At 28.3% G+C, this 25,624-nt stretch carries 25 protein-coding genes; 2 read left to right on the forward strand and 23 right to left on the reverse strand.

Annotated features, from left to right (window positions below):
* Position 1 precedes the first annotated feature (1 nt).
* From RSE15_RS08445 to RSE15_RS08555, 23 genes are all read right to left on the reverse strand, one after another.
* Complete coding sequence (locus RSE15_RS08445) at positions 2-1,222, reverse strand: O-antigen ligase family protein (RefSeq protein ID WP_324067496.1); 1,221 nt, start codon at positions 1,220-1,222, stop codon at positions 2-4.
* Positions 1,223-1,277: 55 nt separating this feature from the next.
* Positions 1,278-2,384, reverse strand: coding sequence for a DUF1972 domain-containing protein (locus RSE15_RS08450; protein ID WP_324067498.1), 1,107 nt, complete (start codon positions 2,382-2,384; stop codon positions 1,278-1,280).
* Between the two features lie 37 nt (positions 2,385-2,421).
* Positions 2,422-3,531 carry a glycosyltransferase family 4 protein gene (locus tag RSE15_RS08455; RefSeq protein WP_324067500.1) on the reverse strand — a complete coding sequence of 370 codons (1,110 nt, stop codon included), beginning with the start codon at positions 3,529-3,531 and terminating at the stop codon, positions 2,422-2,424.
* Complete coding sequence (locus RSE15_RS08460) at positions 3,518-4,771, reverse strand: O-antigen ligase family protein (protein WP_324067502.1); 1,254 nt, start codon at positions 4,769-4,771, stop codon at positions 3,518-3,520. The genes RSE15_RS08455 and RSE15_RS08460 overlap by 14 nt, the downstream gene beginning before the upstream one ends.
* Complete coding sequence (locus RSE15_RS08465) at positions 4,772-5,560, reverse strand: glycosyltransferase family 2 protein (protein ID WP_324067504.1); 789 nt, start codon at positions 5,558-5,560, stop codon at positions 4,772-4,774.
* Between the two features lie 6 nt (positions 5,561-5,566).
* Positions 5,567-6,751, reverse strand: coding sequence for an MATE family efflux transporter (locus RSE15_RS08470; protein ID WP_324067507.1), 1,185 nt, complete (start codon positions 6,749-6,751; stop codon positions 5,567-5,569).
* 135 nt (positions 6,752-6,886) lie between these two features.
* The gene (locus RSE15_RS08475) at positions 6,887-7,543 is read right to left on the reverse strand and encodes a class I SAM-dependent methyltransferase (protein ID WP_324067509.1); all 657 of its coding nucleotides are present in this window, start codon (positions 7,541-7,543) and stop codon (positions 6,887-6,889) included.
* A gap of 1 nt (position 7,544) precedes the next feature.
* Positions 7,545-8,678: a glycosyltransferase family 4 protein gene (locus RSE15_RS08480; protein WP_324067511.1), complete on the reverse strand. Its 1,134-nt coding sequence runs from the start codon at positions 8,676-8,678 to the stop codon at positions 7,545-7,547.
* 37 nt (positions 8,679-8,715) lie between these two features.
* Positions 8,716-9,243 carry a hypothetical protein gene (locus RSE15_RS08485; protein ID WP_324067513.1) on the reverse strand — a complete coding sequence of 176 codons (528 nt, stop codon included), beginning with the start codon at positions 9,241-9,243 and terminating at the stop codon, positions 8,716-8,718.
* Positions 9,244-9,319: 76 nt separating this feature from the next.
* Positions 9,320-11,176, reverse strand: a complete 1,857-nt coding sequence (locus RSE15_RS08490) for a glycosyltransferase family 39 protein (RefSeq protein WP_324067515.1) — start codon at positions 11,174-11,176, stop codon at positions 9,320-9,322.
* Complete coding sequence (locus RSE15_RS08495; RefSeq protein ID WP_324067517.1) at positions 11,151-12,116, reverse strand: glycosyltransferase; 966 nt, start codon at positions 12,114-12,116, stop codon at positions 11,151-11,153. The genes RSE15_RS08490 and RSE15_RS08495 overlap by 26 nt, the downstream gene beginning before the upstream one ends.
* Positions 12,117-12,118: 2 nt before the next feature.
* The gene (locus tag RSE15_RS08500) at positions 12,119-12,868 is read right to left on the reverse strand and encodes a GIN domain-containing protein (protein ID WP_324067519.1); all 750 of its coding nucleotides are present in this window, start codon (positions 12,866-12,868) and stop codon (positions 12,119-12,121) included.
* A gap of 1 nt (position 12,869) precedes the next feature.
* A complete protein-coding gene (locus tag RSE15_RS08505; RefSeq protein ID WP_324067521.1) occupies positions 12,870-13,967 on the reverse strand; it encodes an acyloxyacyl hydrolase in 1,098 nt (365 codons plus the stop codon).
* Positions 13,968-13,977: 10 nt separating this feature from the next.
* On the reverse strand, positions 13,978-14,883 hold the full coding sequence (rfbD, locus tag RSE15_RS08510; RefSeq protein ID WP_324067523.1) for a dTDP-4-dehydrorhamnose reductase: 906 nt from the start codon (positions 14,881-14,883) through the stop codon (positions 13,978-13,980).
* Positions 14,877-15,428 carry a dTDP-4-dehydrorhamnose 3,5-epimerase gene (gene rfbC, locus RSE15_RS08515; protein ID WP_324067525.1) on the reverse strand — a complete coding sequence of 184 codons (552 nt, stop codon included), beginning with the start codon at positions 15,426-15,428 and terminating at the stop codon, positions 14,877-14,879. The genes rfbD and rfbC overlap by 7 nt, the downstream gene beginning before the upstream one ends.
* A 2-nt stretch (positions 15,429-15,430) precedes the next feature.
* Positions 15,431-16,294, reverse strand: a complete 864-nt coding sequence (gene rfbA / locus RSE15_RS08520) for a glucose-1-phosphate thymidylyltransferase RfbA (RefSeq protein WP_324067527.1) — start codon at positions 16,292-16,294, stop codon at positions 15,431-15,433.
* A gap of 56 nt (positions 16,295-16,350) precedes the next feature.
* Positions 16,351-17,364 (reverse strand): dTDP-glucose 4,6-dehydratase, encoded by a 1,014-nt coding sequence (rfbB, locus tag RSE15_RS08525; RefSeq protein WP_324067529.1) that lies wholly within the window; start codon positions 17,362-17,364, stop codon positions 16,351-16,353.
* Positions 17,364-18,356 (reverse strand): hypothetical protein, encoded by a 993-nt coding sequence (locus RSE15_RS08530; RefSeq protein ID WP_324067531.1) that lies wholly within the window; start codon positions 18,354-18,356, stop codon positions 17,364-17,366. Before RSE15_RS08530 ends, rfbB begins: the two co-directional genes overlap by 1 nt.
* A 6-nt stretch (positions 18,357-18,362) precedes the next feature.
* Entirely contained in the window at positions 18,363-20,054 is a 1,692-nt protein-coding gene (locus tag RSE15_RS08535; protein WP_324067533.1) for a DUF6909 family protein, read from the reverse strand.
* A gap of 41 nt (positions 20,055-20,095) precedes the next feature.
* A complete protein-coding gene (locus RSE15_RS08540; protein ID WP_324067535.1) occupies positions 20,096-20,911 on the reverse strand; it encodes a carboxypeptidase-like regulatory domain-containing protein in 816 nt (271 codons plus the stop codon).
* Positions 20,911-21,789, reverse strand: coding sequence for a carboxypeptidase-like regulatory domain-containing protein (locus RSE15_RS08545; protein ID WP_324067537.1), 879 nt, complete (start codon positions 21,787-21,789; stop codon positions 20,911-20,913). The genes RSE15_RS08540 and RSE15_RS08545 overlap by 1 nt, the downstream gene beginning before the upstream one ends.
* A 5-nt stretch (positions 21,790-21,794) precedes the next feature.
* A complete protein-coding gene (locus RSE15_RS08550; RefSeq protein ID WP_324067539.1) occupies positions 21,795-23,294 on the reverse strand; it encodes a GH3 auxin-responsive promoter family protein in 1,500 nt (499 codons plus the stop codon).
* A gap of 2 nt (positions 23,295-23,296) precedes the next feature.
* A complete protein-coding gene (locus RSE15_RS08555) occupies positions 23,297-24,169 on the reverse strand; it encodes a murein hydrolase activator EnvC family protein (protein ID WP_324067541.1) in 873 nt (290 codons plus the stop codon).
* 130 nt (positions 24,170-24,299) lie between these two features.
* Between RSE15_RS08555 and RSE15_RS08560 the strand changes: the two genes are divergently transcribed.
* Together RSE15_RS08560 and RSE15_RS08565 are read left to right on the forward strand one after the other, a co-directional pair.
* Complete coding sequence (locus RSE15_RS08560; protein ID WP_324067543.1) at positions 24,300-24,500, forward strand: Sec-independent protein translocase subunit TatA/TatB; 201 nt, start codon at positions 24,300-24,302, stop codon at positions 24,498-24,500.
* Positions 24,501-24,633: 133 nt separating this feature from the next.
* Positions 24,634-25,620 carry a hypothetical protein gene (locus tag RSE15_RS08565; protein ID WP_324067545.1) on the forward strand — a complete coding sequence of 329 codons (987 nt, stop codon included), beginning with the start codon at positions 24,634-24,636 and terminating at the stop codon, positions 25,618-25,620.
* Positions 25,621-25,624 lie beyond the last annotated feature (4 nt).

Here is a 25,624-nt window from a genome sequence, read left to right on the forward strand (position 1 = left end):
TTTATTTTTTTTCAATTATAGATTGATTCATAGTGTTAAGTAGACAATAAAAAATCATAAAAAACAATACGCCTCGCTGTCTCCACAAGAAAGACTCTGTCAAAAATAAGCTTATCATTAGAATTGCAAAAGTAATATGAAGAAAATCTTTATATTTAAGAGCATTTTTTATATTTAAAAACAACATAAATAATAATATCACAAATCCAATTATTCCTAGTTCTGCGAAAACTTGTACATATTGATTATGAAAATTAAAATTTCCGTAACCAGGATATAAGTTATAAAATTTTTCTTTTTGTTGTAACTTACTTAAGGACGCATTTAATCCAAATCCATTCCAAAATATAGGTTCTTCAAATAAAAATTCTGTAAACATCCTAAATTGATATACTCTAAAAGATGTTCCTGGGAAAAAATCGTTGTGAGTAAATGATTCATTATTCCATGCTTCATAAACACTAATATTGTTAACACCTACTTCGTTATTAACTTTTATATTGTGTGATAAACTTTTTTCTGTATTGCTAGTAAATTCAATTAAAAAACGTTCTTTTATTTTTCCAAAAGACAAAATCCCTCCTAATATTAACAATAATAAAGTAATATTCCTTAATCTTAAACGATTAGCAATTTTTGAATAAAAGAAAACCTGAGTTAAAATCAAGAATACAAAAACAATAATAATATTTTTTGATGAAAGTAAAATTACAAATACAAATAATAATAAACTTACAAAGTGCTCACCTTTTGTTTTAATTTCTTTATTGAAAAAATAAAAAAAAGCAATCGCAACATAAACAGAAACATGAATGGCATTTAACAACCTAGGCACTAATCCTGTATCTGTTTCATTATCTGGACCATGATAAAAAAACACGCTTGAATCGCTAGTAATATAAAAACGAATAGAGGCTCTTAATAGAAAGAAAATTACATATAGTAAGATACTATAGCTATAATATTTCAATATTTTTTCTTTTTGAACTTTTGTAAAAGATGGTATTAAAAAAAATGCTAATGGAACAAGAAGTAATGGTAACTCCTTTGGGATAGCATTTAAAGTTCTTTTTGCATCAATAGACCAAAAAAATGAAATGGTCATCCATGCAAATAATAAAATTGGCAAAAAATATGTTAAGGAAAATTTTACCTTATTTTTACCAATAAGAAAAAAAGCAGAAATAAAAAAAACACCTAATAAAAAATTATTAATCGCCATCGAAATAGGCAAAGTAATCAATAATAACAATAAAGGAATAAAAGCTTTATTTTGCTTACTTTCTTCTAAAATTTCTCTCCAAACATTGTTTAAAAAGCTGTAAATATTCTTCATTTATTTTCTCCCAATTAAAAGTTGAAGCTATTGCGGCATAGTTATTTTCTACGAATTGCAAGTTATTACTTTTTTTGATTGAATTTGAGATTTTTTTAACCTCTTCTGGTGATGAAAAATAATAGGCATTTTCTAGTAATACACCTTTGTTAAATTCGTTATTGTGGGCAATTATTAGCGCTTTTGATGCCATTGCTTCTAATAAAGAAGGATTGGTTCCTCCAACTGTATGACCGTGAAAATATAGATTTGAATAATATCGTAAATTATCTAAATGTTCTAAATTATATACCGCGCCTAAAAATCTTATATTTTCATAGTTAGAAAATTTTTCTTTTAAATATATGCCATATTTAGTGTTGTGATTTCCTATGACTAAAATTGGAGTATTTGAACTTGATTTACTTACACCTTCCAATACCATTTCAATATTATTTTCGGGCTCAAATCGAGCCATAATCATATTGAAATTTTCGGCTTCAACATTATATAGTTTTAATATTTCTGAATTAGGTTTGGTAAAATTATGAGCACCATAAGCAATATAACTGCTTTCTGCGTTGTGTTTTTCTTTTAAATATTTTTGAATACCTAAGGAATCTGATATTAAATAATCACTTTTTTTAACCGCTAAACGTTCAGCAAATTGAAGTGCTTTTTGCACAGTTTTTGAATATTTAGTTCGTTTCCATTCCAAACCATCCATATTTGTAATAACAATTGATTTTTGGGGATGAAGTGAATACCAAACCGAACTGCTGGTATATCCTAATTGAAGAATGATGTCAAAATTTCTTTTTCTAGCGTCTATTATACAGTTTAAATCATAAATAAATTGACCAACTGTGCCTATTTTATACTCTGGATCGAAACAATGAACTAGATGAACATTATTAAAAACTTTTTCCTGACAAGGATGATTATGAGAATTATAAACATACACATCATGTCCATGGCTTGCGGCATAAATTGCAAAATATTCTGCAAATTGCTCAAAACCACCATAATGATTAGGGATGCCTCGAGTTCCTAAAATTCCAATTTTCATTTAGCTTTTTTTATCAAAGGCAAATGTAATAAGAACATTAAGTTTTTGAATACACCGCTTCTAAAAATTTTACAGAATTATTTGTCCAATTGTATTTTGATATCATTTTTTCTCTCTGACTATATACCTGATTTTCCTTAAGTGCTAATTTAATTTTATCTGTAAGTTCATTATTGTCTTTTGGGTCAAATAAAAAATTGTTTAAAAAATCAAAATCTGACATTGCCGTTGAATTTGAACACAATGTAGGCGTATTAACCGCTATTGATTCTATAGGAGGAATTCCAAAACCTTCAGCAAATGAGGGATAAATAAATAAAACTGCAGCTCTGTAAAATTCAATAATATTTGAATTATCAATGTTTTCTAAAATATAAATTTTTTTTCTTACCTCTTCTGGAATATTTTCTAGATAAACTTCAAATTCTTTATAATATAAATCTCTTTTTCCTATAAATAATAGACTATAATTAAGATAAAATTTTTCTTCGTAAAATGTCTTAAGTAATAATAAATGATTTTTTCTTGGTTCAATTCTGCTTACCAATAAAAAAAAGTTTTCTACACCATATTTTTCTTTTATGTATATTTTACTTTTCTCTTTATTGAATTCTTGTAAATATTCACTATTAATACCATTTGGCACAACAAATATTTTACTTGATAAATTATAATAAAATGCAATTCTTTGCTTTGAATATTCCGATACCGTTAAAACAATTTCTGACATTTTTGCAGAAATTTTAAATAAAAAATTGTTTTTAAAACGATACTTTTTGTCGAAATATTGAGGATAATCTAAAAAAAGAACATCATGGATAGTAACGATGTATTTGCAAAATTTAAAAGGCGAAACTACATATTGAAAATGAGCAAAATCAATTTTATATTTTAGAATTTTTAACGGAATATCTATTAAAAGCCTTATCCACTTATTATTAGAAAAATAGTCTAAATAGGTTATGTTTGATGCTTCTCCAAATACTTTTTTTAAAGAAATACTATTTGATGAAGCAAAATAAAAATGAAAATTTTCGTCTTTACTTAGTTCATTATAAAGCCCTTTTATATATGATGTTATTCCTTGATAGTCTTCATCAAATTTATGGCAATCTACAAATATTTTAATTGGTTTATTTGCTTTCATCTGCTTGAACAATTTGCTCATTTTTTGTGCCATAATATAAAAAAGCTCCAAGTAAAAGTATTATTATATCTCGCTTATTGAATATTCCAGTAATTGTTAAAGTTGTAAAAAAATATGTTACTGAAATACTAGAAATCATAATGAATATAAAATTTTTTCTATGATACCCTTTTAAATATAAATTGATTAAAAAAATTAAAAGTAATAACAATCCAATAATTCCTGTTTTATAAAGTACAAACACATAACCATTATGAATTTCAGAAATATATCTTAATCCTTTTTTTTGATCACCTAGCGGAGAATTAAATTTTAAATCTATAAGGGAGCCAAATCCTGTTCCAACTAAATAACTTGAAGGAGATTGTTTCATTAATGCAAAAGCCCTATTTGCTTCATAACCTCTCCAATGATCCCAAAGGTCTTTATGATTTTCTCTATCTATTTTAGATAGAAAAATTTCTGATGGCGCAATTTTCATTTTATACAAAAAGCCTTCAAAACCTTTTGCATTTCGATCTATCTTAACAGAAAACAAATAAACATAAAACAAAAGTACAATTGAAATTATAATTGCTATTATTTTTATAGAACGATACCTAATTAAGGTGTATCCTTTTATTGAAAGATAAAGTATAATTCCAACAATTAGCATTGTTCTAGATAAATACATTAAACATGAAAATGATAATAAAATCAAATAAAAATAATGTGCTTTTTTGCTAAATAACTTATCTTTTGTAAATTTTGAATGTGTTAAAAGAACAAATAAAGAAAAAAGTTCTAGAAAATTATCTTTTCCATATTCTCTTATTTGAGAAACTTCTCCAGACATTAAATTTGTAAAAAAAATCAATATAACAAAGTGTATAAGCGCTGATATTAAGCCTGAAAATACAACTGTTTTTACAAAAACCTCAATATTGTTAATTTTCTTAAAAATAATATATCCTAAAATTAGTCCTAATGTTGGTTTTAAAAAATAGGATAAATCTTTAATAATGTTTGCTATTGAGTTTCCTTGTACAACACCTATAAAAATTGGAAATAGTAGTAATATTAGTAATGGAGACAATAATTTTATATAACTGTATGAAATTACTACTTTTTGGGTGCTAATAAAATATAATAATGCCAATAATTGAAATGCAATATTCAATTTAAAAGAAGGTAAATAAACTTGAGACAGCAAAAGAAAAGAAAATATACTACTATAAAATGTTGTTCTGTTTATTTTCATTTACTTTATTTTTTTTACAATACTGTTTATATATAATGCAAAAATATTAAATAATTTATGAATACCCGATGATTGTTTTTTTATATAAATTTTATATCCATTTATTAAAAGTGGGTTTTTGTTTTTATTAAAACCTACAAAATGAATATAATTTAATCTAGAAAAAAACACTCTTTTGTATCCTTTATTAGCTATTCTCTTACACAAATCTACATCTTCTACATACAAAAAATAATCCTCATCAAAACCTCCAACTTCATCATAAACAAATTTAGGTATAAAAAGGAAAGATCCTGTTAGCCAATCAACATTATAAAAATCTTGTTTGAAATTGCCAGTCTTAAAATCTGAATTAATATTAAATGCTAATTTCATCCAAAATAAATTAAAAAAATTAGGAAAATTACCTGCAGCTTGTATGTAATTTTTATTTGAATTTAACATGTTTATACCAATTGCTCCAATGTTTTTTTCTTTATTAATAAATGACAGAATTGGTGATAAATCATTCAACAATATGGTATCGTTATTTAATAATAATAAATGTTTACCTGATGCTCTTTTTACAGCTTCATTATTTCCTTTACCAAAGCCTAAATTGATTTTTGATTCAATTAAAATAACATTTTTGAAATTTTCTTTTATAAAATTACAACTATCATCGGAGGAATTATTATCAATGATTATTATTTCATAAGCTACATTTTTTAAACAATTCTTTATACTTTCAAAACAATTCTTTAAAAATAATTGACCGTTATAATTTACAATTATTATAGATAATTCCATTTGAGTTTATATGAATGTGTAAAATCCTAATTTTTTTCTTATTACAATAACAAATATAGTGTTTACAACAATATTTACTACAAAACTTGCAAAGGCTGCTCCTACATAACCATAATTAGGAATAAGCATAAAGTTTAATAGTATGTTTAAAACAAACCCAACAAACATAACTCTAATTACCTTTTGTTCATTTCCTGTCATATTCAGTATTTGATCCACATTTCCGGTGATTGAATTAAAAAAGGCTCCAGTAGCAATTATTATTAAAGCTAAATATCCTTTTTTAAAATCATTACCAAATAAAGATAACATTTCTTTTCCAAAGAAAAAGATAAATAGTACAATCGGAAGTGTTAATAAAATGGTTATTTGTGTAGTTTTATTTATTATTTTCTTTAGTCTTAAGAAATTCTTGTCGTTATAATGTTTTGAAATATCTGAAAGTATTATTACGCCTGTTGCATTTATAACAAAAAGGGCTAAAGTACCTACTTTAAAAGCCGCATTATATATACCAATATTCTCTTCCGTTTCATACTTACCCATGATTAATATATCTGTCCAACTTAGTAGCATAATAAAAAACCCACTAATCATCATTGGTAAAGATTTGTTTAAAATTTTACGAGATTTAATTTGAACAACTTCGTATTTACCTTTTCTAAAAATAAGGAAAAGCGCCAAAATAACATTTAATACAATTGACAAATTATAGGCAATCATTATATAATGTTGTTCATAATTTAAATATTTGAATAGTAATAGAAGTAATAAAAAAAACAAATTAGGAAAAACAAAATAAAATAAACCGTATTTTAAAAAACTCTTTATAGATAAAAAATAATTAATGTTTATTTCATGAATAATTGAAAAAAAGAAAAAAAGAAAAACCGATTTTAAAAACAGCTCTAAATTAATTTTACCATACATTTCTGCAATGTCCTGTGATAATAAAAACAATAATACACAAGGAACTATTGTTGTAAAAAAAGACAACTTAATGGCCTTAATTAGCAAACCTTTATTTTGAGTAGGCGAATCAAAAGACCCTGTAAAAGCTATGAATGCAGAAGGTATTCCAAGTGAAAAACACATTACCAACAATTGATTAATTGTTAGTGAAAGAGAAAATAATCCATATGAAAAGCCCCCGAAAATATTTGTTATTATAAGAGTAACTATAAAATTCAAGAACATTCCAAAAAATTTGAACAAAAAGACACTTCCTCCTGGTTTGAATATTTGCTTTTTAATCAGCAACCATAAATTCTCAATTAATCGCATACATTATAACCTCTAATTTTTAAATCAAAGAATATTTATTATTTATTTTCCGAATATAAAATAATTTTGAACAGAAAAAAATTCTTCAAAAAAACCAAAAGTTAATTTATTGATGTATTTCACAAGAGACTTTCCTTTATAATTTGATATTGAACCTTCCGATTTTAATACGTTTAAATTAGCCTTATTTGCCAATTCAATCATGTCTTTTTTACAATAAAATCTAACATGTGTGTAATCAAAAATTCCGTTGTCTTCGTATTTAAAACTACCTTTTATAAATATTTTAACAAAAGCTGAATAATGTCTAATATTTGGTAAGCTAATCAAAAGAACACCGTTCTGTTTTAATAAAGATTTAGCTTTTTCAAGAGTTGATAATGGCTCATCTATATGTTCAATTACATCAGCTAAAATGATAAGATCAAAATAATTTTTATAAATTGAAAGATCTATGTCATTTATATTGCCAAAATATAATTTATCAATTTTTTTATATTTATCTAAGTTTTTTTCATCTTTAAATAGCTCAACACCAATAACTTCAGAGGCTTTTTTTTGCTCTTTTAAATAATATAATGTTTCGCCATATGCGGCTCCAATTTCTAACACTTTCAAATTATTAACTTCTCCAAAGAAATCAATTAGATCGTGTCTTACATTACCATAATACCCTTGTTGCTTATTTGCGTAATTCATATTATTTTGTTTCTAACATAGCAATAACCTCTTTTGCCCAGTGGTCCCAATTTAATTCGTCTTCGTATAATTTTCTCGAAGATAAACTTAATTTCTTATACTCTTCTTCATTTTCAATTAAGTTTTGTAATTGTAATGTGTAAGCGTCCGAGTTTGATTTTTCATCTAAACAATATCCGTTTACACCGTTTATTACTGCATTACCTATTCCGCCGGTGTTTCTTGTAATACTTGGTATTCCAAAAGCACTTGCTTCACAAAAAACGATACCAAAACACTCTGCTTTACTCGGTAAAAACAAAAAATGAGCCGCAGAAAACAAAGTGGTTAATCGAATTAAATCCTCATTTTTGTTCTTATCTAAAAACGGGATTATCTCCATTTTATTGTGAACTATTGGAGGTATACATCCACATACTGTTAGTGAAACATTATATCCTTTTTCAATAAGCTGTAAAAATGAGTCATAAACTATTTCTCCTCCTTTTCTATACCAATCAACACCTAAAAATAATAGATTAATCTCTTCTGCTTTAGAAATTGTTTTTGGTTCAAAATAAATATATTCTTGATTAATATTAGCGCCAAACGGAATAACTTTTGTTGTAGCTTTATTAATATAGTTTTGTTCAACATAAGATTTTGCCCAAATTGAAGGGTATGTTAAAAATTTTGCTTTTTGGATTCCTTTTTGTTCTATTAGGTTTGATTCATTTACAGAAAAATCGAAAAGATTTGAATATGTATCGTAATACTCATTTAATTGTCCAAAAGAAGAATCAGAACAATATATTATTGGAATATTTGTTTTTAAAAAAGCAACTTCGGTTGAAGCAGCTGGCGCAAAAATATAATCAAACTTTTTCCCTCGCAATTTAAATTGGATGAACTTTGAGTGAATGAAGCTTAAAACAATTGAGTTTTTATAATTATATCCTTTTCCAAAAAAAAACTTAGTTATCCTATTTGTAACAGCCATAGCTTTAATAAAAAAAAGTGGAATGGGTCCAATACATTCCACTTTTTCAATATTATTAGCTAACCCATTGTGCATTTGATAATAAATGCCTGACCACGATTTTTTATCTAAAGGGTTAGATGCTGTTATAAATGCAATAGCAATTTTTTTTTTCATATTGTAAAAAACAATAACTAGAAAGTTATTATTTTAACTAGTTAAACATCTTCGTAAGCTCTTCTTCAATACTTGTTCTACTCCCAAATTGAGGGTCAAAAAACTCTCCATCTTTTACTTTAAATGTTGCAATTGCTTGTTTTCTATTCCACTCTATTTGATGGCTTGGTATAAAATATTGAAAAAACATTGTGTCTTTGATTTCATATGCTTTGTCATAATATTTCATTGAAAACTTTTTAAATTCAATTGGCGACTGATCTTTATTTGTACTTATATCTAGTCTCATTTTTGTAGGTACGGCATCTTCAGGAAACTTAAACTTAACTGTTTGTAAAGTTTCACTTCCTTTTACTTTTGCCCAAACCGTTTTTACTCCATCGTAGTTTATTTCGCCATTTTCACAATAAAAAATCTGTAAACTATCATCTTTCTTAATTACAGCATCTAAGGCAACTTCGAAAGACTCCTTTACAGCTTCTGGTTTATCTATTGGTTCCTTAACCTCATCTTTACATGATACAAAAACTAGTAACAATCCAAGGAAAAAAATACATTTATTCATAATTTTTGATTTTTAAATTTTTTTTTTGCAAATATATAAATTAAATTTATTGTTTAGATACTTAATAATTCGGTTTTTAATTTATCACTATTTCTCTATCTGTAAGTTTTAACCCTTCTTTATTTGTTGTAATATCAATCAGTAATAATGCTAATTTATATGTTCCTGGTTTTAAATCTGAAAGTGAAATTTCTGCACTAAAACCAGCGCTTTCTAAATCATATTCGTTTTTAAAAGCAATTGTTATATCTGGTCTAAAAACTTTTTGAGTTCTCATTTTTGAAGCAACTTTGGTTTTTAAATCTATCAGGATAATTTCTGTCTTTGTTGTGATACTAGGTTGGTTTTCAAATATTGCCCAACCTGTCATTTTTAATTTTCCAGCATTATTCTCGAAAAATTCAATATTACTTGTAATTTCGTTACCATTAATTTCATTTATTTTTGTGTATTTTGATAAATCTACTTTTGATGAAAATTTCTTTACAGAAACAAAATGTTTTGTCCATGCGCTAACTTGATCAAAATTATCTTCCACATAAAAATTCTTAGTTAAAAAATCTAATGTTTTTTCATTCGTTGTATAATCTTTACCATGACCATCTACATACCAAAATTCTCTAATTTTAGATGAATCGGCTTGCATTTCTGTAACAAATTCATCTAAATTTTTATTTATAATCTCTGTTTTTTCACTAAAAAAATAAGGCATATAAACTCCTATGCTACTAACAACAGGCCTATTAGTTTTGTTTTTTTCTTTGATAAAATTTGTTACTTCCCTAAATTGAGATTTATAAATAGTAGTATAAAACTGTTTTACAACTACTAAATCAACAATACTAAATAAAAATAATACCAAACAAAATGAATATGCAATCACTTTATTTTTAAGTGATGCAATACCTATTGCTATTAGCAATATAATCGCTGGTAATAATGTTATAAAATAACGCGTTAATAACATCGGTACTGATAAATAAGAACGTATCAAAGGAGATATTATTACTATTGTAAACCATATAAGTAAAGTAATAAAGCTAAATGTAATCCTATCATTCATTAAATCTTTTTTAGTAAATGATATTTTAGTAGTTCTGTTATATAAACTAATAAAATACCATATAACGGAAATAGTTATCAATGAAACCAGTATTTCTGAATATCCAAAAAACTCTTTAAATATCAATGTAATCGTTTCATTTGTTGGTTTAGGAATCCAAAAATCAGTAATTTTAGAAATACTAAATAAACGTGGAAGGGCTGGTAAAAATAAAATTAAGACAATTAGAGAAGAAAAAAACGTTTGCTTAAATAACTGAATTCGCTCATTCTTATTAGATATTAAAAATATAAATAGAATAATTATATATTGTGAAAAAAAGGTAAACAAGCCAAAATAATGTCCATAAAGCATTAATGCTGTAAAAAGACTATAATATATTATTGTTCTTTTTGAAAAATCTTTCAATAATCTAATTAACCAATAAAAAGATAAAATTGTAAATAAGGCAAAAAAAGCATAAGGTCTACCTTCCTGTGAATGTAATATATGAAAATAATTTATACAAAGTAAAAGTGCAGCAATTATTCCTGCCTTTTTTGAATACATTTCTCTTCCTAATAGATAAATTCCATAAATGCTAAATACTCCTATAATGGCAGAAAAAATTCGCATCACAATTGGTACATAACCAAAAACTTTAAATAATACATATATTATATAAAAGTATAATGGCGGCATTTGCTCTCCTTGAAATACACTTTCATATACTTCAATAAATGTTAAATTTGGATTTGCCTCGTTTAATGTATGAATTTCATCAAGCCAAACACTTTGAAAATCTAAATTATAAAATCTTAAAATTGCTCCTACTACAATTACTATTGTTAAAAGCTTGTTTTCTCTAATTTTTGTTAAAATTTTCTTCATTTTTGATAAAATTTTTATATATTTTTGAATTAGGTGCGCTTATGTTTTTTCTTGAACTTAATTGCAATAATAACACTATAAGGGTAACGGAAAATAATTGTAAAATAATTCCTGATATTATCAATATTAGGCTTGAGGCCCAGCCAGGAATGGCATTATCTGTAAAAATTTTTTGATATAGAATGAATAAAACTGAAACAAAACAAATTCCTATGCCATACAATGAATATCTTAAAATTCTTAATGATAAAAAATCAAAATAAACAGCAATGGAACTCAAACCGTGAATAATTAAACTATTAAAATTCATTTTAGAAACCCCTTTGTATCGTTTACCTCTATCAAGTAATACTTTTTCAAAAGGAATTTTAGATTGGATAATCCCTCCAGAGTAATGATTCCAAATATTATTTTGATGGACTACTTTTGAAAGTAATTTACTTGGGATAACACTAAAATTTCCAAAGCTTATTTTTTGTCCTGTTAAAAAATAAAACAAATACTTATAGAAAAAATAACCTACTTTAAAAAAAGTAGATTCTTGACGCTTTTTTCGTTGAGCAAAGATGATTTTCTTTTCTTTTTCTTGTTGTGCCTTATTGATTAATTCCTTAATATCTTGTGGCTTGTCTTCTCCATCACTATCCATAACCACAACAAAATCATAATCAGAAACTTCATTATAAATGTATTGCAACCCAACAGCAATAGCTCTTTGATGTCCAATGTTGATTTTTAAATTTAATACCGTTACAGGTATATTCTTGTAATCAAAATCTTTAGGTAAATCTTCGGTAGAACCATCATTCACTGCTACTACAAAAAAATTATACTGCTTTAAATCTTGTTTGTGATTACTAATTTCCTGAATCAATACAGCAAAGCTATCCCAATCATTATAAATAGGAGTTAAACAATAAATATTTTTATTTTGATTCATTTCTAATAAATTACTCTTCCTGTATAAACCTCTTCCACATTAACAAATGGCGGTACATTTTCTAAAATAATATTTCCTGTGGCAAAGATAGTTCCTTCTATCTTTTGAACTGGATATACAATCATATCATTTGAACCTCTATGATACACTTTTATGAATTGAGAATGTAAATCTTTACCATAAAAACGACCATCTCCAAAATAAAAATTTAATAACATTTCATTACAATGGCCATTTATATAAAAATTAGAAACATTATTACTTTCAATTACTAATTGTCCATTATTTTCTATCGTAATATAAAAATCTCCTGTTCCAGCTCCGTCGCCATCATCTCCTATAGAATACAATCTTAGTAAATTATAATGTAAAATCCCATCACTTCGAATGTCTTGGTCTGTTTTAGAGTAAATTTCTTCTAAATTGGGAGCTGTTACATAAACCGTTGTTTGTCCATAATCCCGTGCAATATTACATGTAGAATTGTCTTTAACTACAAGCATATCTCCGTTTAATCTTACTTCTATATCATCAATAATATTATCTGATGTTGCTATATTAACTTCATAGTTTGGGCCTTCTTTTATGACCAACCCAACACCGTCATAGACTTTTATTTTGGTGAAATTATCTATTGGGAAACTTTGAGTAATTCTATTGCCGTTTCCTTTAAAACAATCTTCTGAAATACCACAAGCAGTTGCTAAAAATAGACAACACAAAAGAGCAATATGTAAAACACTTTTTTTCATATTATAATCGTATTCCAATTGTCGCTTCAATGGCCTCAGCTCTTCCTCCGTGGGTTTTTAAACCAACTCCTGAGAAAATATTTTTGTAAATATAATATTTTACTCCAACTCTTTGGTATATGTCTGTTTCGTAATTAAATGGTTTGTACACATAATAACCTAATTGAGTTTCTATTAAAAATTTATTGATGAATAATTCGTGTCCTATAAATAATCCAACTCTTTTATAATCAGTATCCGCTTTAGTATAAGAATCGTGTGTAGGTTCAAAAGCCACTGAAACAAATTTAATATAATCTTGCAAATAGCGTGAGAAAAAAACATCCGTTCCAAGCTGTAAGGCGCTTTTTCTGCCAATTCTTTTATCGGCATATAAACCAATATGATAAAACTGTCGTTGTCCTAAATTCGGAACTGGTCCTTCTGAAATACCCGTTCTAAAAGCAATATTATATTTTATTTTTTCTTTGTATGTTTCTTTAGATGGTAAAGAATCTTTAATAAATTCTTGTTTATCTGCAAAATTATAGTTTAAACCCACATTAAAGGCAAAGGTGTTTATACCGCTATTCGGCGCTTTAAACCTACCATTAGAAAAATGTGTTAACATAAAACCTGCTTGAAATCCAATTTTATCAAAAATATTTTCCTTTTTATATTGCAATAAAAAATAGTTATTATCCATTATTTTAGTGCCAAAAGCATTGTTTTTGTTATTGTTTTCCTTATCGTAAGGATTTGAAGTCATTCCGATTCCTTGGGAAATTCGAAGCATCAATTGGCGATTAAAAAAATAAAAATTATAATGTACACCAATGGCTTGATTAACTCCTAAGTAACGATTTTTGAAGTCTAAATAATGATATGAAATTCCGTATTCGGGATAATTATAAACTTGCTGCCATTCTTTTTTGCCAAATGTTTTCCAATTATAACTTAGCATAAATCCATCTGGATGGCCTTTTATTAAATGTCCAATATCATCTGTATGTTTATAAACATTTCCTCTAAAAAGTTGAACATCTAAATAGGTAGCTGCTTTTTCCTGAGAAAAAGAAATAAAGAATGAAAAACAAAAAATAATGATTTCTTTCTTCATAACCCTATAATTAATTTAAACATGAATTTAAACTAGTTTGCCAATCTTTAATTTCAATATTAAATATTTCTTTTAATTTCGATTTATCTAACACACTATACGCAGGTCGTTTTGCAGGTGTTGGATAGGCGGTTGTTGGAATTGATTTTAAATCAATAGTAATATTACTTTGCGAAAATATTTCTTTTGCAAAATCGTACCATGAACATTGTCCTTCATTGCTGAAGTTATAAATTCCAAAAGATGAAGGGCGATGAGTGTTGGGTGATTGGATGATTTTTAACAAAACCTCCGCTAAATCAACCGCATTTGTTGGTGTTCCTATTTGGTCTGCAACAACAGAAAGACTATCTCTTTCAGAGGCCAATCGTAGCATGGTTTTCATAAAATTATTGCCAAATTGAGAATATACCCAAGAAGTTCTAATAATAAAATGTTTTTCCCAAATTGCCTGAATTGCTTGTTCACCTTGTAATTTTGTTAAACCATAAACCCCACTTGGAAAAGGGATATCGGTTTCACTAAGTCCTATATTACTTTTTAATGGTAATCTAAATTCTCGGTCATAATAGGCAACTCCTTCTGAGAAATAAGCATCAAAAACAAAATCAGTAGAAATATGAATTAGTATCGTATTGTGTTGTTTTGATGTAATTGCTAAGTTTTCTGCTCCGTTTGCGTTGATGTTAAAAGCTTTTGCTGGTTCGCTTTCTGCTTTGTCAACCGCTGTGTAAGCAGCTGCATTGATACAAAAATGTGGTTGATAGGTTGAAAAAACAGCTTGACAATTTTCTAAATTAGTAATGTCTAATTCAGAAGAAGAACAAAACACAAAATCTATTTCAGGATATTTTCCAGAAATAGATTGAATAGCTTGTCCTAACTGCCCATTTGCTCCTGTTACAAGTACTACCATACTTTTTTAGCATTTTGTAAATTAGGTAATACTTTATCTTTATCAGAAATAATTAAATCTTGAACAGGAAAATTCCAATCGATATTAACGGTATTATCGTTATACATTAGGCCTCCTTCAGATTCTTTATTATAAAAATTATCACATTTATAAAAGAAAGTAGCTGTTTCAGATAACACTAAAAATCCATGGGCAAAACCTCTAGGTACAAAAAATTGTTTTTGATTTTCTGCCGATAATAAAATGGCTTCATATTGACCATATGTTTCTGATTCTGGGCGTATATCTACCGCAACATCTAGTACTTCTCCCTGTAAAACACGAACTAATTTTGCTTGAGCATGTTCACCACATTGATAGTGTAAACCACGTAAAACACCTTTAGTTGAAAACGATTGATTATCTTGTACAAAGCAAACTTCTTGACCCACTCCTTCTTGAAAAGTTTTTTGGTTAAAACTTTCCATAAAATAGCCACGTTCATCAATAATTACTTTGGGTTCTAGGATAAAACATCCTTTTAATTTTGTTGTAATAAAATTCATGCTTATTCTTTAATCAAACTCATTAAATGTGTACCATAGCCACTTTTTAAAAGCGGTTCTGCTAATTTTTGCAATTGTAAAGCATTGATAAATCCCATTTTATATGCTGCTTCTTCAATAGCTCCAATTTTTAATCCTTGGCGTTCTTCAATAACTTGCACAAATTGTCCAGCTTGCATTAATGATTGAAATGTACCCGTATCTAACCAAGCGGTTCCTCTATCTAATATGCTTACTTTTAATTTTCCTTGCTTTAAATATTCTTTATTTACGTCTGTAATTTCTAATTCGCCACGAGGACTTGGTTTAATATTAGCTGCTATTTCTACAATAGAATTGTCATAAAAATAAATACCAGGAACGGCATAATTTGATTTAGGTTCTAATGGTTTTTCTTCTATAGAAAGTACATTTCCTTCGGCATCAAAATCAACCACGCCATAACGCTCTGGGTCGTGAACGTGATAAGCATAAATAATTCCTCCTTCTGGATTATTGTTAGCCTGAAGTAACTCAGCTAAGCCCGTCCCATAAAAAATATTATCTCCTAAAACTAGCGCTACTTTATCTTGTCCAATAAAATCTTTTCCAATAATAAATGCTTCTGCTAATCCGTTTGGATCTTCTTGTACCGCATATTCAAATTTACAACCTAAAGTTTTTCCATCTCCTAAAAGTTTTTGGAATAAGGGTAAATCATGCGGTGTTGAAATAATTAAAATCTCGTTGATTCCTGCCCACATCAATGTTGATAATGGATAGTAAATCATTGGTTTATCATAAATTGGCATTAACTGTTTACTTACTGCTAATGTTAACGGGTGTAAACGTGTGCCAGAACCTCCTGCTAATATAATTCCTTTCATTTTTCAAAGTTAGAAGTTAGAAGTTAGAAGTTAGAAGTTGAAAATCAACCTAAATTCTATCCTTTAAATTTGTTTAAGTACCATTCTATTGTTTTCTTGATTCCCGACTCAAAATTTTCATCGGCTTTCCAGCCTAATTCTGTTTCAATTTTGGTGGCGTCAATTGCATAACGTAAATCATGACCTGGTCTATCTTTTACAAATGTTATTTGATCTTGATATTTTCCGTTTGATTTAGGTTGTAGTTCATTCAAAATAGAACAAACAGTGTCAACAATATATAAATTATTGTGTTCGTTTCTTCCGCCAATATTGTAGGTTTCTCCTGCTTTTCCTGTTTTGAAAGCTAATTCAATTCCTTTGCAATGATCTAAAACATATAACCAATCGCGTACATTTTTTCCATCGCCATAGATTGGAATATTTTCTCCAGAAATTGCTTTACGAATAATGGTTGGGATTAACTTTTCATTATGCTGCTTAGGCCCATAATTGTTAGAACAATTTGTCGTAACTACATTCATTCCGTAGGTGTGGAAATAACTTCTCACAATCATATCGGAACCTGCTTTTGATGCAGAATATGGACTATTTGGCGCATAAGGAGTGGTTTCTTCAAACAAACCGGTTTCACCTAACGTTCCATAAACCTCATCGGTAGAAACGTGGTGAAAACGGGAATTTTCAAATACAGCATTGTATTGATTAGGAGCCGACATCCAAAGTTTTCTTGCTGTATCTAACAAATTAAATGTTCCTAAAACATTGGTTTTAATGAATGCTTCCGGACCAGAAATGGAGTTATCAACATGGCTTTCTGCTGCAAAATGAATTACATCGTGAAATTGATATTTTTGAAATAATTCTTCAATAAAATTTCTATCGCAAATATCACCTTGAACAAAAGTATATCTCGGATGATTTTCTACTTCAGAAACATTTTCTAAATTTCCTGCATAAGTCAGTAAATCCAAATTTACCAAATGATAATCTAAATTGTTTTCTATAAAGTAAGGAACAAAATTAGCGCCTATAAATCCTGCACCTCCAGTAACTAATATATTTTTCATTAACGAACTCTAGTTAATTGTTTTTTATAAAGTGACATAAAACCATATAAAATCAAATAAATAATAACAAAAATAAATGGTAACAGAAATTTCATTTTATTATTTATCCCTTTAGAATTTATACTATTTGTTGTTGTGCTAATATCTTTAATATACAATTTAATATTCTCTAGGGTGATTCTTTGTTCTGCTATCTCATTTATCAATGAATTTTTTAATATAAACAAACTGTTTATCTCACTGTTTTCATTATTGTAAACTAAATTTGAGGCACTTTTATCTTTTGCTAAATTTTCAGAAATTTGAAAGATTAATTTATCTACTTGAAGGATTTGTTCTTCATTTTTTTTAATCTTTATAAAAGTGTTTTCTCGAGTTATTGCTAATATTTTATTCAAATATTCATCAGAATTTAAATAATTTAAAATAGGATCAATAACATCGTTATTTTTTATTTTTTTTGTTGTAGTTATTAATATCTTATGATGAGGGTAATTTTTACTGGTTTTTTCATCTTTGATAACTTTGTTTATATCTTCATTTTCAGCTAATAATTTCATCAACTCAAAATTTTGTGTGCTTTGAGTTTTATCTACAATAGCTGTTTTTGTGTTTACAAAAGTATAGATATCAATAATAGGTTCTACTTCAATATCTAATATAATATCTGTTTTAGAAATTCCAATTGATTTAAAAAAAGTTATATCTCCTTCCTTCAATTTAGATTTAATTAAGTCAACTTTTGCATATAAATAGTCGTAACCTCCTAAATTAGGGGCAACTATAACTTCAGAAGTAAATTTTTTAGTTTTTTGATCTAATAAATAGCCTGAAATAATTCCGGTTACAAACAAAATTCCTATTATTATCGTTTTCTTTTTTAAAAAAAATATAAAATCAAATACAGAATTAACAATTCCATTAAAAAAATTCTTAATTCCTTTACCTATTTGTCCTAAGTCGATTTCTTGATCTTGAGAATTTGTGCTCATCAATTCTTATTTTATGTTAAAAATTTGTTCTAATATTTTAATTGTAATTAAGTATGTAGGTTTAACTCCTGTTGTACCTAATCCACCTGAAGCTAATGTACTTCCTGTTTCTAAAGGATTATCTGAAGCATAATATGCGTATCGAACCTTTACATTTGGATTAATGCTTTTTCTAATTTTTGAAGCAGATTGTATAGCTTTTTGATAGTAAGCCCCCTCCATTTCTAAACCAATGGCTTGCCATGTAGATTCGTGGAAAAATTTTAATAAATCTCTATTTTGAAGTGATGTCCCTAAAACGGTAATCATAGGTCCTTCAAAAACGGGAATATTATTTCCTTCAAACATTGCTTTTGTTAATTCATTTTCAAAAGGATAATTGTCTGCTGTTCCTTCGTTTATGTGTGCTGTAGGAATCATAATATCTCCTTTACCACCTTCTAAAATCCCCGCTTTACCCATTATTGAAACCGACTCTACATTTAAGAATATTTTATTGTTTTTTTCTTCTTTAAAAGGTTTCAACAACTCATCTATAGTTTCAAAAGCTTGCTCGCCAAAAGCATAATCCATTACTATAAGTACTGGTTTTTCTTTGGCAAGTTTAGACGAAGCAAAAATGGTTTTTGATAAATCAATTTTTGCGGTGTCAAAAATTTGAACATCTATATTAGTTCCAGATGTATCGGGTAAACTAATCATTCCTTGTTGAAACGCAAATTCTTCCACTTTCTTGCGTAACTCTTTATTGGATGAGCTACTTAAATCTTCAAATATCTGAAATTCAGGAGTATTTTTGTATTTTTTTCCTAAAACTGGTTCAGCAAAAAGAGAGTTCATAACACTGTGCATGTTAGCACTTATAATGTGTATAGGACGTTCTAATAAATTATTCTTTTGTAAAACTTCTTTAATAGTGGTTGCCCAAATATCTCCATAAATATGGTGTCCTAATCGTTCTCTTAAAATAGGACTAAATGTTATGGTTCTTTTATTGTTGTCTACTACTTCTTCAATAGCTAATTTTCCTAACCAATAAACTACATGTAAAAATCGGTCTGGTGCTTCGGTAGTAGCAAAATCATCATAAATAGCTTGTACTTCGGCAAACGTTCTTCCTAATACATTGGCTGCGTGTGAAATTGCCTTTTCTCTTTCAATTAAAGGTAATTTTTTGGTTTGCTTTACTGCAATTTCTAGTTTTTGCCAATCTCTTGAAACAGCTCCTTCATCATCAATTAAAACTCTATTTTTAATTTTATGTGATTCGATGAAAATGAATGTTAAATGCGTTAAAATATCATAAATATCTGAACGACCACGTGTGATTTCCACATTCATTTGTTCGTCATCGATTCGGTAACAATTTCTTCTTCTTTTTGGTGGTACAATCGCTTTAAAGTGTGAATTTGAATACCCTTCATCTGAAGTTAAATTGATATAACAACACTCTTCAATTCCAATTGGTAAACGTTCAATTACGTATAATAATCCGTTTAATTCAACTTTTTCTTCGGCAATACTTCCGTAAATTTCTGGTCGAAGCGCTAATAAAGCTTCTCTTAAAGTTTCTCCCGAAACACCCATTGGTTTATAAAAACCTCTGTTGAATAAGTGTCTCATGGTAATGTACAGTCGCTCAATAGCTGCTGAGGACTCTTGCGCTCTAGAACGCGAAATGTTTTTAATGTCTTTCATTATATATGTTTATCTAACCTGCAAATGTACTACTTTTATTTTTAGTTGGATAAAACTAGGTTGATTGCGGGCTCGTTTAATTGTAATTTTCCTTGTGTTTCTGCATTTAATTTTGTCCATTTTCCATAGGCATAAGTATAAAAGAAATCGCGTTCAACATAATTATACAATACGTAGGGTTGGTATTTTGAGCCTGTTTTATTGCTTTCAATTAACAATTTTTCATAGGCAACAAACATTCCTTTTTCTGGAAATATCAAATCAAATTGCGAAATAACAAATCGATGTTTAATTATACCTTTTTTTAATGTTACTATATAGTCTTTTGTTAATAATTCTTTACCTGGAGAACCATTCTCATCTACGCTATAAAAATGAAGTTTTATGGTTGCGTCATCAATACGGCTGTCGGTAAAAACAGTGACTTCTTTTATAAACTTGGTTTTACTGTAAGAAGCTTGATAGGGGAAAAATTTGGCTTCAATTTTTGGTCCGTTATCAAAGGATTGAAATATCGCATTTTTAATATCGCCAATTTCTATTATTTTAGATTGTTTCTTATTTAATATTACCACTTCCGCTAAATCGTAAGTCATTGGTTTTAATTGAACTATTGAAATAGCTGTTCCTTTTAGCGTTTTTCGTTCATAACCTAAAACCGAAATCACAATGTTTTTTTCTTTTGACGCTTCTAAGAAAAAAGTTCCGTCTGCTTCAGAAGTAGTTCCAACCGTTTCGTTCTCCACCCAAATATTCACAAAAGGAATCGGTTCGCCGGAAATGCTGTCTTTGACTACACCGCGGATTTGGGCGGAAAGGGAAAATGAGAGGATGAAAATAAAAAGGAATTTTTGCATTAGTTGGTTAAAATTAGATTTATGGCTGGTGTATCAACTTTATTATTCCATTCTTTTTTGTAATTAGAAGAATGTCTTTTATGTTTATACCATCTCCCTTTTGAATAAGTAAATGAAATTTCATCAGGTGAATGATTGATTACTAAAGATGGGGCATAGTTTTCTAAACTTACTTTTTGTTTTGTTTTTGGGTCTTTATATGTAAAGAAGTATTTATTTTCTTCAATAATTAACCATTCTAAACCTATTACAATTCCTTTTTTAGGAAATTCAATATTATAACTAGAAACATCTATTGTGTTTTTTTTCATTCCTTCTTTTACAGTAACAATGATATCTTCATTTATCAAATCTTCTGAAGGAATTGAATCATTAATGCCAAAAATTCTTAATTTAATTTTAGCTCCTTTGATATCACTATTAGAGTAGAAAACAATTTTCTTAATAAATGGTGTTTCCATGTATTTTTCATCATAATTAAATAATTTAGCATAAATCCATGGTTTATTTCCTGATAATTGACTTATGTGAACTTTGTGAGCCTCTCCAATTTCTAATTCTTTCGTTTTTTTAGGAAATGTAACCACCACTTCATTCAGCTCAAAAACTTTAGGTTTTAAAAGAATTATTTCGTTTTTAGAAGATGATTTCTTGCTTTCATAACCCAATGCCGAAAAAACCAATAGTTTCTCTTCTTTTATATCCAATGAAAAACTACCATTAGTTTCCGAAGTAGTACCAATAGTTTCATTCTCCACCCAAATATTCACGTACGGAATAGGTTCACCTGAAATGCTGTCTTTGACTACACCACGGATTTGTGAAAACGCAAATTGTGTAAGAATCAAAAAAATCCAAATCACTCTATTTTCTTTCATCTTTATTATTTTATCTCAAAAAATTGAGCAATCTTTCTATCATTTGAAAGTCTCGGTAACTTATTTTGTCCACCTAATTTGCCAATGGATTTCATATACTCTTGAAAACCGTTTTTTGGAACTTTTGTGATGACCAATGTTCGTAACACGTTACCAACAATCAAATCATCATAATATACATTTTGTTTACGCATGGCGTTATCTATTTTTAACGCAAAATCTTCTAAATTATTGGGTTGTTCCGATTTTTCGGAATCAAATTCAATAAACCATTCGTGATAAGGTAAACCTTCGGTTGGCGTAATTTGTGGTGCTACGGTAAATTCATTTACACGAACATCAGTTCCTTCCATTGCTTCTTGTAGAGCAGATTCTACTTCTTTTCCAATAACATGTTCTCCAAAAGCCGAAATATAATGTTTGATTCTACCTGAAACAATCACACGATATGGTTTTAAACTCGTAAACTGAACCGTATCGCCAATATTGTATGCCCAAAGTCCGGCATTCGTAGAAATAATTAAAACGTAATTGACTCCTAACTCTACTTCACTAATCGTGTAGCGTTTTGGATTTTCGGTAAAAAATTCATCTGCCTTTATGAATTCGTAGAAAATTCCAGAATTCAATAGCAATAACATTCCATTTTCTGATTGAGAATCTTGATAGGCAAAAAAACCTTCCGAAGCAGGAAATAACTCAATAGAATCAACTTTTCTTCCGATTAAATTTTCAAACTTCGCTCGATAAGGTTCGTAATTTACGCCGCCATAAATGAATAAATTGAAGTTTTTGAAAATTTCACCAACAGGCTTGTTTGCTTTTGCTGCTAGTTTCTCAAAGTACATTTGCACCCAAGATGGAATGCCTGAAATCACCGCCATATCTTCATTAATGGTTTCTTCCACAATGGCATTGACTTTAGTTTCCCAATCTTCAATGCAATTGGTTTCCCAACTTGGCATTCGATTTTTTTGTAAATATTTCGGAACAAAATGCGCTACAATTCCTGATAATCTTCCCAGCTTGATGCCATTTTTTTCTTCTAAAATAGGACTTCCTTGCAAGAAAATCATTTTACCTTTTACAAACTCAGCTTTTCCCGTTTCGTGAATGTAACTCAAAATGGCATTTCGAGCTGCTTGAATATGAAAAGGCATGGATTCTTTTGTTAGCGGAATATATTTTGCACCAGAAGTGGTTCCAGAAGTTTTAGCAAAATAAAGTGGTTTTCCTTTCCAAAGTACATTTTCTTCGCCTTTTACAACTTTATCCACATAGTGTTTCAACCCTTCGTAATCACGGATTGGAACTTTTTGCGCAAAATCTGAAAACGTTTTTATAGCTGAAAAATTATGGTCTTTTCCAAATTGCGTTTGTGCGGCTTCTTTGATTAAAGCTTCAAAAACTTTTTGTTGGGTTTCAACAGGATTATTGGCCCATTTTTGAGTTTTAGCGTGAATTCTTTTAGCAAATAATTTTGCCGCAAAGGCTTTTACTGACATGTTTAATTGAAATTGATAAATTGAGTTGGATCAATAGGAAAACCATCTTTCCATAATTCAAAATGAAGTGTTGCGCCCGAATTTTGGACAGCATTGGCATTTCCTGCAAGAGCAATAACTTCACCTGATCTAACAATGTTTCCTTGTGATTTTGTTACCGAAGCCGCATTTTTATATACCGATAAAATATCATCTTTATGGCGAATAATAACCACATAACCCGAACTAGGAGTCCAATCGGAAAAAATAATAGTTCCTGCTCCAACAGATTTTATGGGTGTATTATTGGTCAATGCAATTTTAACCGCTAAATGTTTATTAGCTACATTGTATTTTTGTAAAATAGCACCTTGAGCTGGAGGAAACAATACAAAACTAACTTTAGGTTTAGACGATTCAAATACATTGTATTTGTCTTCTTTTATTACTTGTTCTCTTAATTCTTGCTCTTTTTCGGTTGGTGAAAGTCCTGAAATATCTATATCGGAAACATCTAATGCTTTGATGGAGTCTTTGTTCAGTTTTGCGTATTCTAAATCACCTGTTAATACTTTTTTAATAGAAGCAATATATGCATTGTTTATTTTCACCGATTTTTCAAGAGAATCCGATTTAATTGCCATTTCCAATGCGTCTTGTTTTAATTTTGTTGAAGCATACCCTGGAATATATTCGCGCAGAGGCGTAAAGGCGATGATATAAGTAGTAACGAAAATGATTAAAATAGCGCCAATAGTTCCCACAACAAAGACATTCATTAAATTTAATTTTAATGAAAAGGTCTCTTCAAAAGTATCTTCGTTAAGAATAACTAGTCTTCTTTTGTTGTATAACTTTTTAAGAAGTAACTGTCTTTTTAGCTTTTTGTTAGCCATTTTTTGAACCAATTTATATCACAAATATACTAAATACAACGGGTTTGTAAATTGGAATAGTATAATATATCGTTAAAAAATAATGATTTGTTAAATTCTTTATATCTTTGTGCTTTAAAATATTAAAATCATGAATGCATTAACTATATTTTTAGGAGTAGTTGGAGTTCCACAAATTATCTTGATTGCGGTAATAGTTTTATTACTTTTTGGTGGAAAAAAAATTCCAGAATTAATGAAAGGAATTGGTACAGGTATTAAAGAATTTAAAAACGCTGCCAAAGACGAACAACCAGCAAATTCTAAAAAAGAAGAAGAAACTAAAGAATAATTTTATTTTTAACTAATATATTTAAAATCCCAAATTCCAACTTTAATTAGCTGGTATTTGGGATTTTTTTGTTTTTTAGTGCAACCTTTTTGTTTTTTGATGTCTTTTAATAGTAACATTCAAATTATGTATCATGATGAATAAATTAGTTTCCCTTTTATTTGCAATAATTCTTATTGGCTGTAATGATGTAGATGATTTAGTAAATTCTTCAACACAAAACCCTGTTGATGTATATATTGCAGGTGTTAAGACAAATAATGCTGCCTATTGGAAAAATAATCAATCCTATTTATTAACTGGCGGAAATGGTGGAGAAGCAACTAAAATTTGTGTATCAAATAACAACCTACATGTTTTAGGAAAGAAAACGTTAGACAACTGGAGAACAGAATATTTATATTGGGAAAACGGAAATCTAATCAATTTAAACACAGCATTTAATACACCCGCTCAATATGTTCACTCAATAACTGATATGGAGGTTGTTGGTAACGATGTGTATTTTGTAGGTTATACCAAAAATCCATTACTTGCTGTCGAAATATATGAATTAGCGTACTGGAAAAATGGGGTAAAAACCGTTTTAGACAACAATATTAATAACCCAACTTTTCAAGCAAAAATAAAAGTAGTTACAAATACCGTTTATGTGATTGGCAACACCTCTAGTTGCTTTAACTCTTGTCATGGAATATATGTAAATAACGTTTTTCAATCTGTTTCTGTAGGGGATTTATTAAAAGATATTACAGTAAAAGACAATCAGGTTTATGTTTATGGAACAAATACGTCAACAAATACAGGGTTTTACAAAAATATGGCAACTGGAGTTGAAACTACTTTAACAACAATCCCATCCGTTTTTAAATTACTTTTTGATAATAACAACACCTTCGTAGCAGATGTTGTAAATATTTTTAAAAACAATACACAAATATATAGTTCAAGCTTTTTTTCCTTTTACTTAGACTTTATTGCTTTAAATAATAATGTTTATATCTTAAAAAGAGAGGGCGATTTTGGAACTTTCGATGCAGTATATATTAACGATATAAATGTTTTTCAAATCTTTGTTGACCAAGGAAGATTTAATGCGCTCACTGTAGTTCAAAACTAAAAAA

Source organism: Flavobacterium sp. (assembly GCF_035195345.1).
Taxonomy (GTDB): domain Bacteria; phylum Bacteroidota; class Bacteroidia; order Flavobacteriales; family Flavobacteriaceae; genus Flavobacterium.

Coding starts and splice junctions, on each gene's coding strand:
- RSE15_RS08490 (WP_324067515.1), bottom strand. CDS start 11,176: ATGAAGAAAATTTTAACAAAAATTAGAGAAAACAAGCTTTTAACAATA.
- rfbC (WP_324067525.1), bottom strand. CDS start 15,428: ATGAATTTTATTACAACAAAATTAAAAGGATGTTTTATCCTAGAACCC.
- RSE15_RS08480 (WP_324067511.1), bottom strand. CDS start 8,678: ATGAAAAAAAAAATTGCTATTGCATTTATAACAGCATCTAACCCTTTA.
- RSE15_RS08560 (WP_324067543.1), top strand. CDS start 24,300: ATGAATGCATTAACTATATTTTTAGGAGTAGTTGGAGTTCCACAAATT.
- RSE15_RS08445 (WP_324067496.1), bottom strand. CDS start 1,222: ATGGCGATTAATAATTTTTTATTAGGTGTTTTTTTTATTTCTGCTTTT.
- RSE15_RS08465 (WP_324067504.1), bottom strand. CDS start 5,560: ATGGAATTATCTATAATAATTGTAAATTATAACGGTCAATTATTTTTA.
- RSE15_RS08555 (WP_324067541.1), bottom strand. CDS start 24,169: ATGGCTAACAAAAAGCTAAAAAGACAGTTACTTCTTAAAAAGTTATAC.
- rfbA (WP_324067527.1), bottom strand. CDS start 16,294: ATGAAAGGAATTATATTAGCAGGAGGTTCTGGCACACGTTTACACCCG.
- RSE15_RS08545 (WP_324067537.1), bottom strand. CDS start 21,789: ATGAAAGAAAATAGAGTGATTTGGATTTTTTTGATTCTTACACAATTT.
- RSE15_RS08475 (WP_324067509.1), bottom strand. CDS start 7,543: ATGAATTACGCAAATAAGCAACAAGGGTATTATGGTAATGTAAGACAC.
- RSE15_RS08540 (WP_324067535.1), bottom strand. CDS start 20,911: ATGCAAAAATTCCTTTTTATTTTCATCCTCTCATTTTCCCTTTCCGCC.
- RSE15_RS08495 (WP_324067517.1), bottom strand. CDS start 12,116: ATGAATCAAAATAAAAATATTTATTGTTTAACTCCTATTTATAATGAT.
- rfbB (WP_324067529.1), bottom strand. CDS start 17,364: ATGAAAAATATATTAGTTACTGGAGGTGCAGGATTTATAGGCGCTAAT.
- RSE15_RS08485 (WP_324067513.1), bottom strand. CDS start 9,243: ATGAATAAATGTATTTTTTTCCTTGGATTGTTACTAGTTTTTGTATCA.
- RSE15_RS08550 (WP_324067539.1), bottom strand. CDS start 23,294: ATGTCAGTAAAAGCCTTTGCGGCAAAATTATTTGCTAAAAGAATTCAC.
- RSE15_RS08460 (WP_324067502.1), bottom strand. CDS start 4,771: ATGAAAATAAACAGAACAACATTTTATAGTAGTATATTTTCTTTTCTT.
- RSE15_RS08450 (WP_324067498.1), bottom strand. CDS start 2,384: ATGAAAATTGGAATTTTAGGAACTCGAGGCATCCCTAATCATTATGGT.
- RSE15_RS08455 (WP_324067500.1), bottom strand. CDS start 3,531: ATGAAAGCAAATAAACCAATTAAAATATTTGTAGATTGCCATAAATTT.
- RSE15_RS08530 (WP_324067531.1), bottom strand. CDS start 18,356: ATGAGCACAAATTCTCAAGATCAAGAAATCGACTTAGGACAAATAGGT.
- RSE15_RS08500 (WP_324067519.1), bottom strand. CDS start 12,868: ATGAAAAAAAGTGTTTTACATATTGCTCTTTTGTGTTGTCTATTTTTA.
- RSE15_RS08505 (WP_324067521.1), bottom strand. CDS start 13,967: ATGAAGAAAGAAATCATTATTTTTTGTTTTTCATTCTTTATTTCTTTT.
- rfbD (WP_324067523.1), bottom strand. CDS start 14,883: ATGGTAGTACTTGTAACAGGAGCAAATGGGCAGTTAGGACAAGCTATT.
- RSE15_RS08565 (WP_324067545.1), top strand. CDS start 24,634: ATGATGAATAAATTAGTTTCCCTTTTATTTGCAATAATTCTTATTGGC.
- RSE15_RS08535 (WP_324067533.1), bottom strand. CDS start 20,054: ATGAAAGACATTAAAAACATTTCGCGTTCTAGAGCGCAAGAGTCCTCA.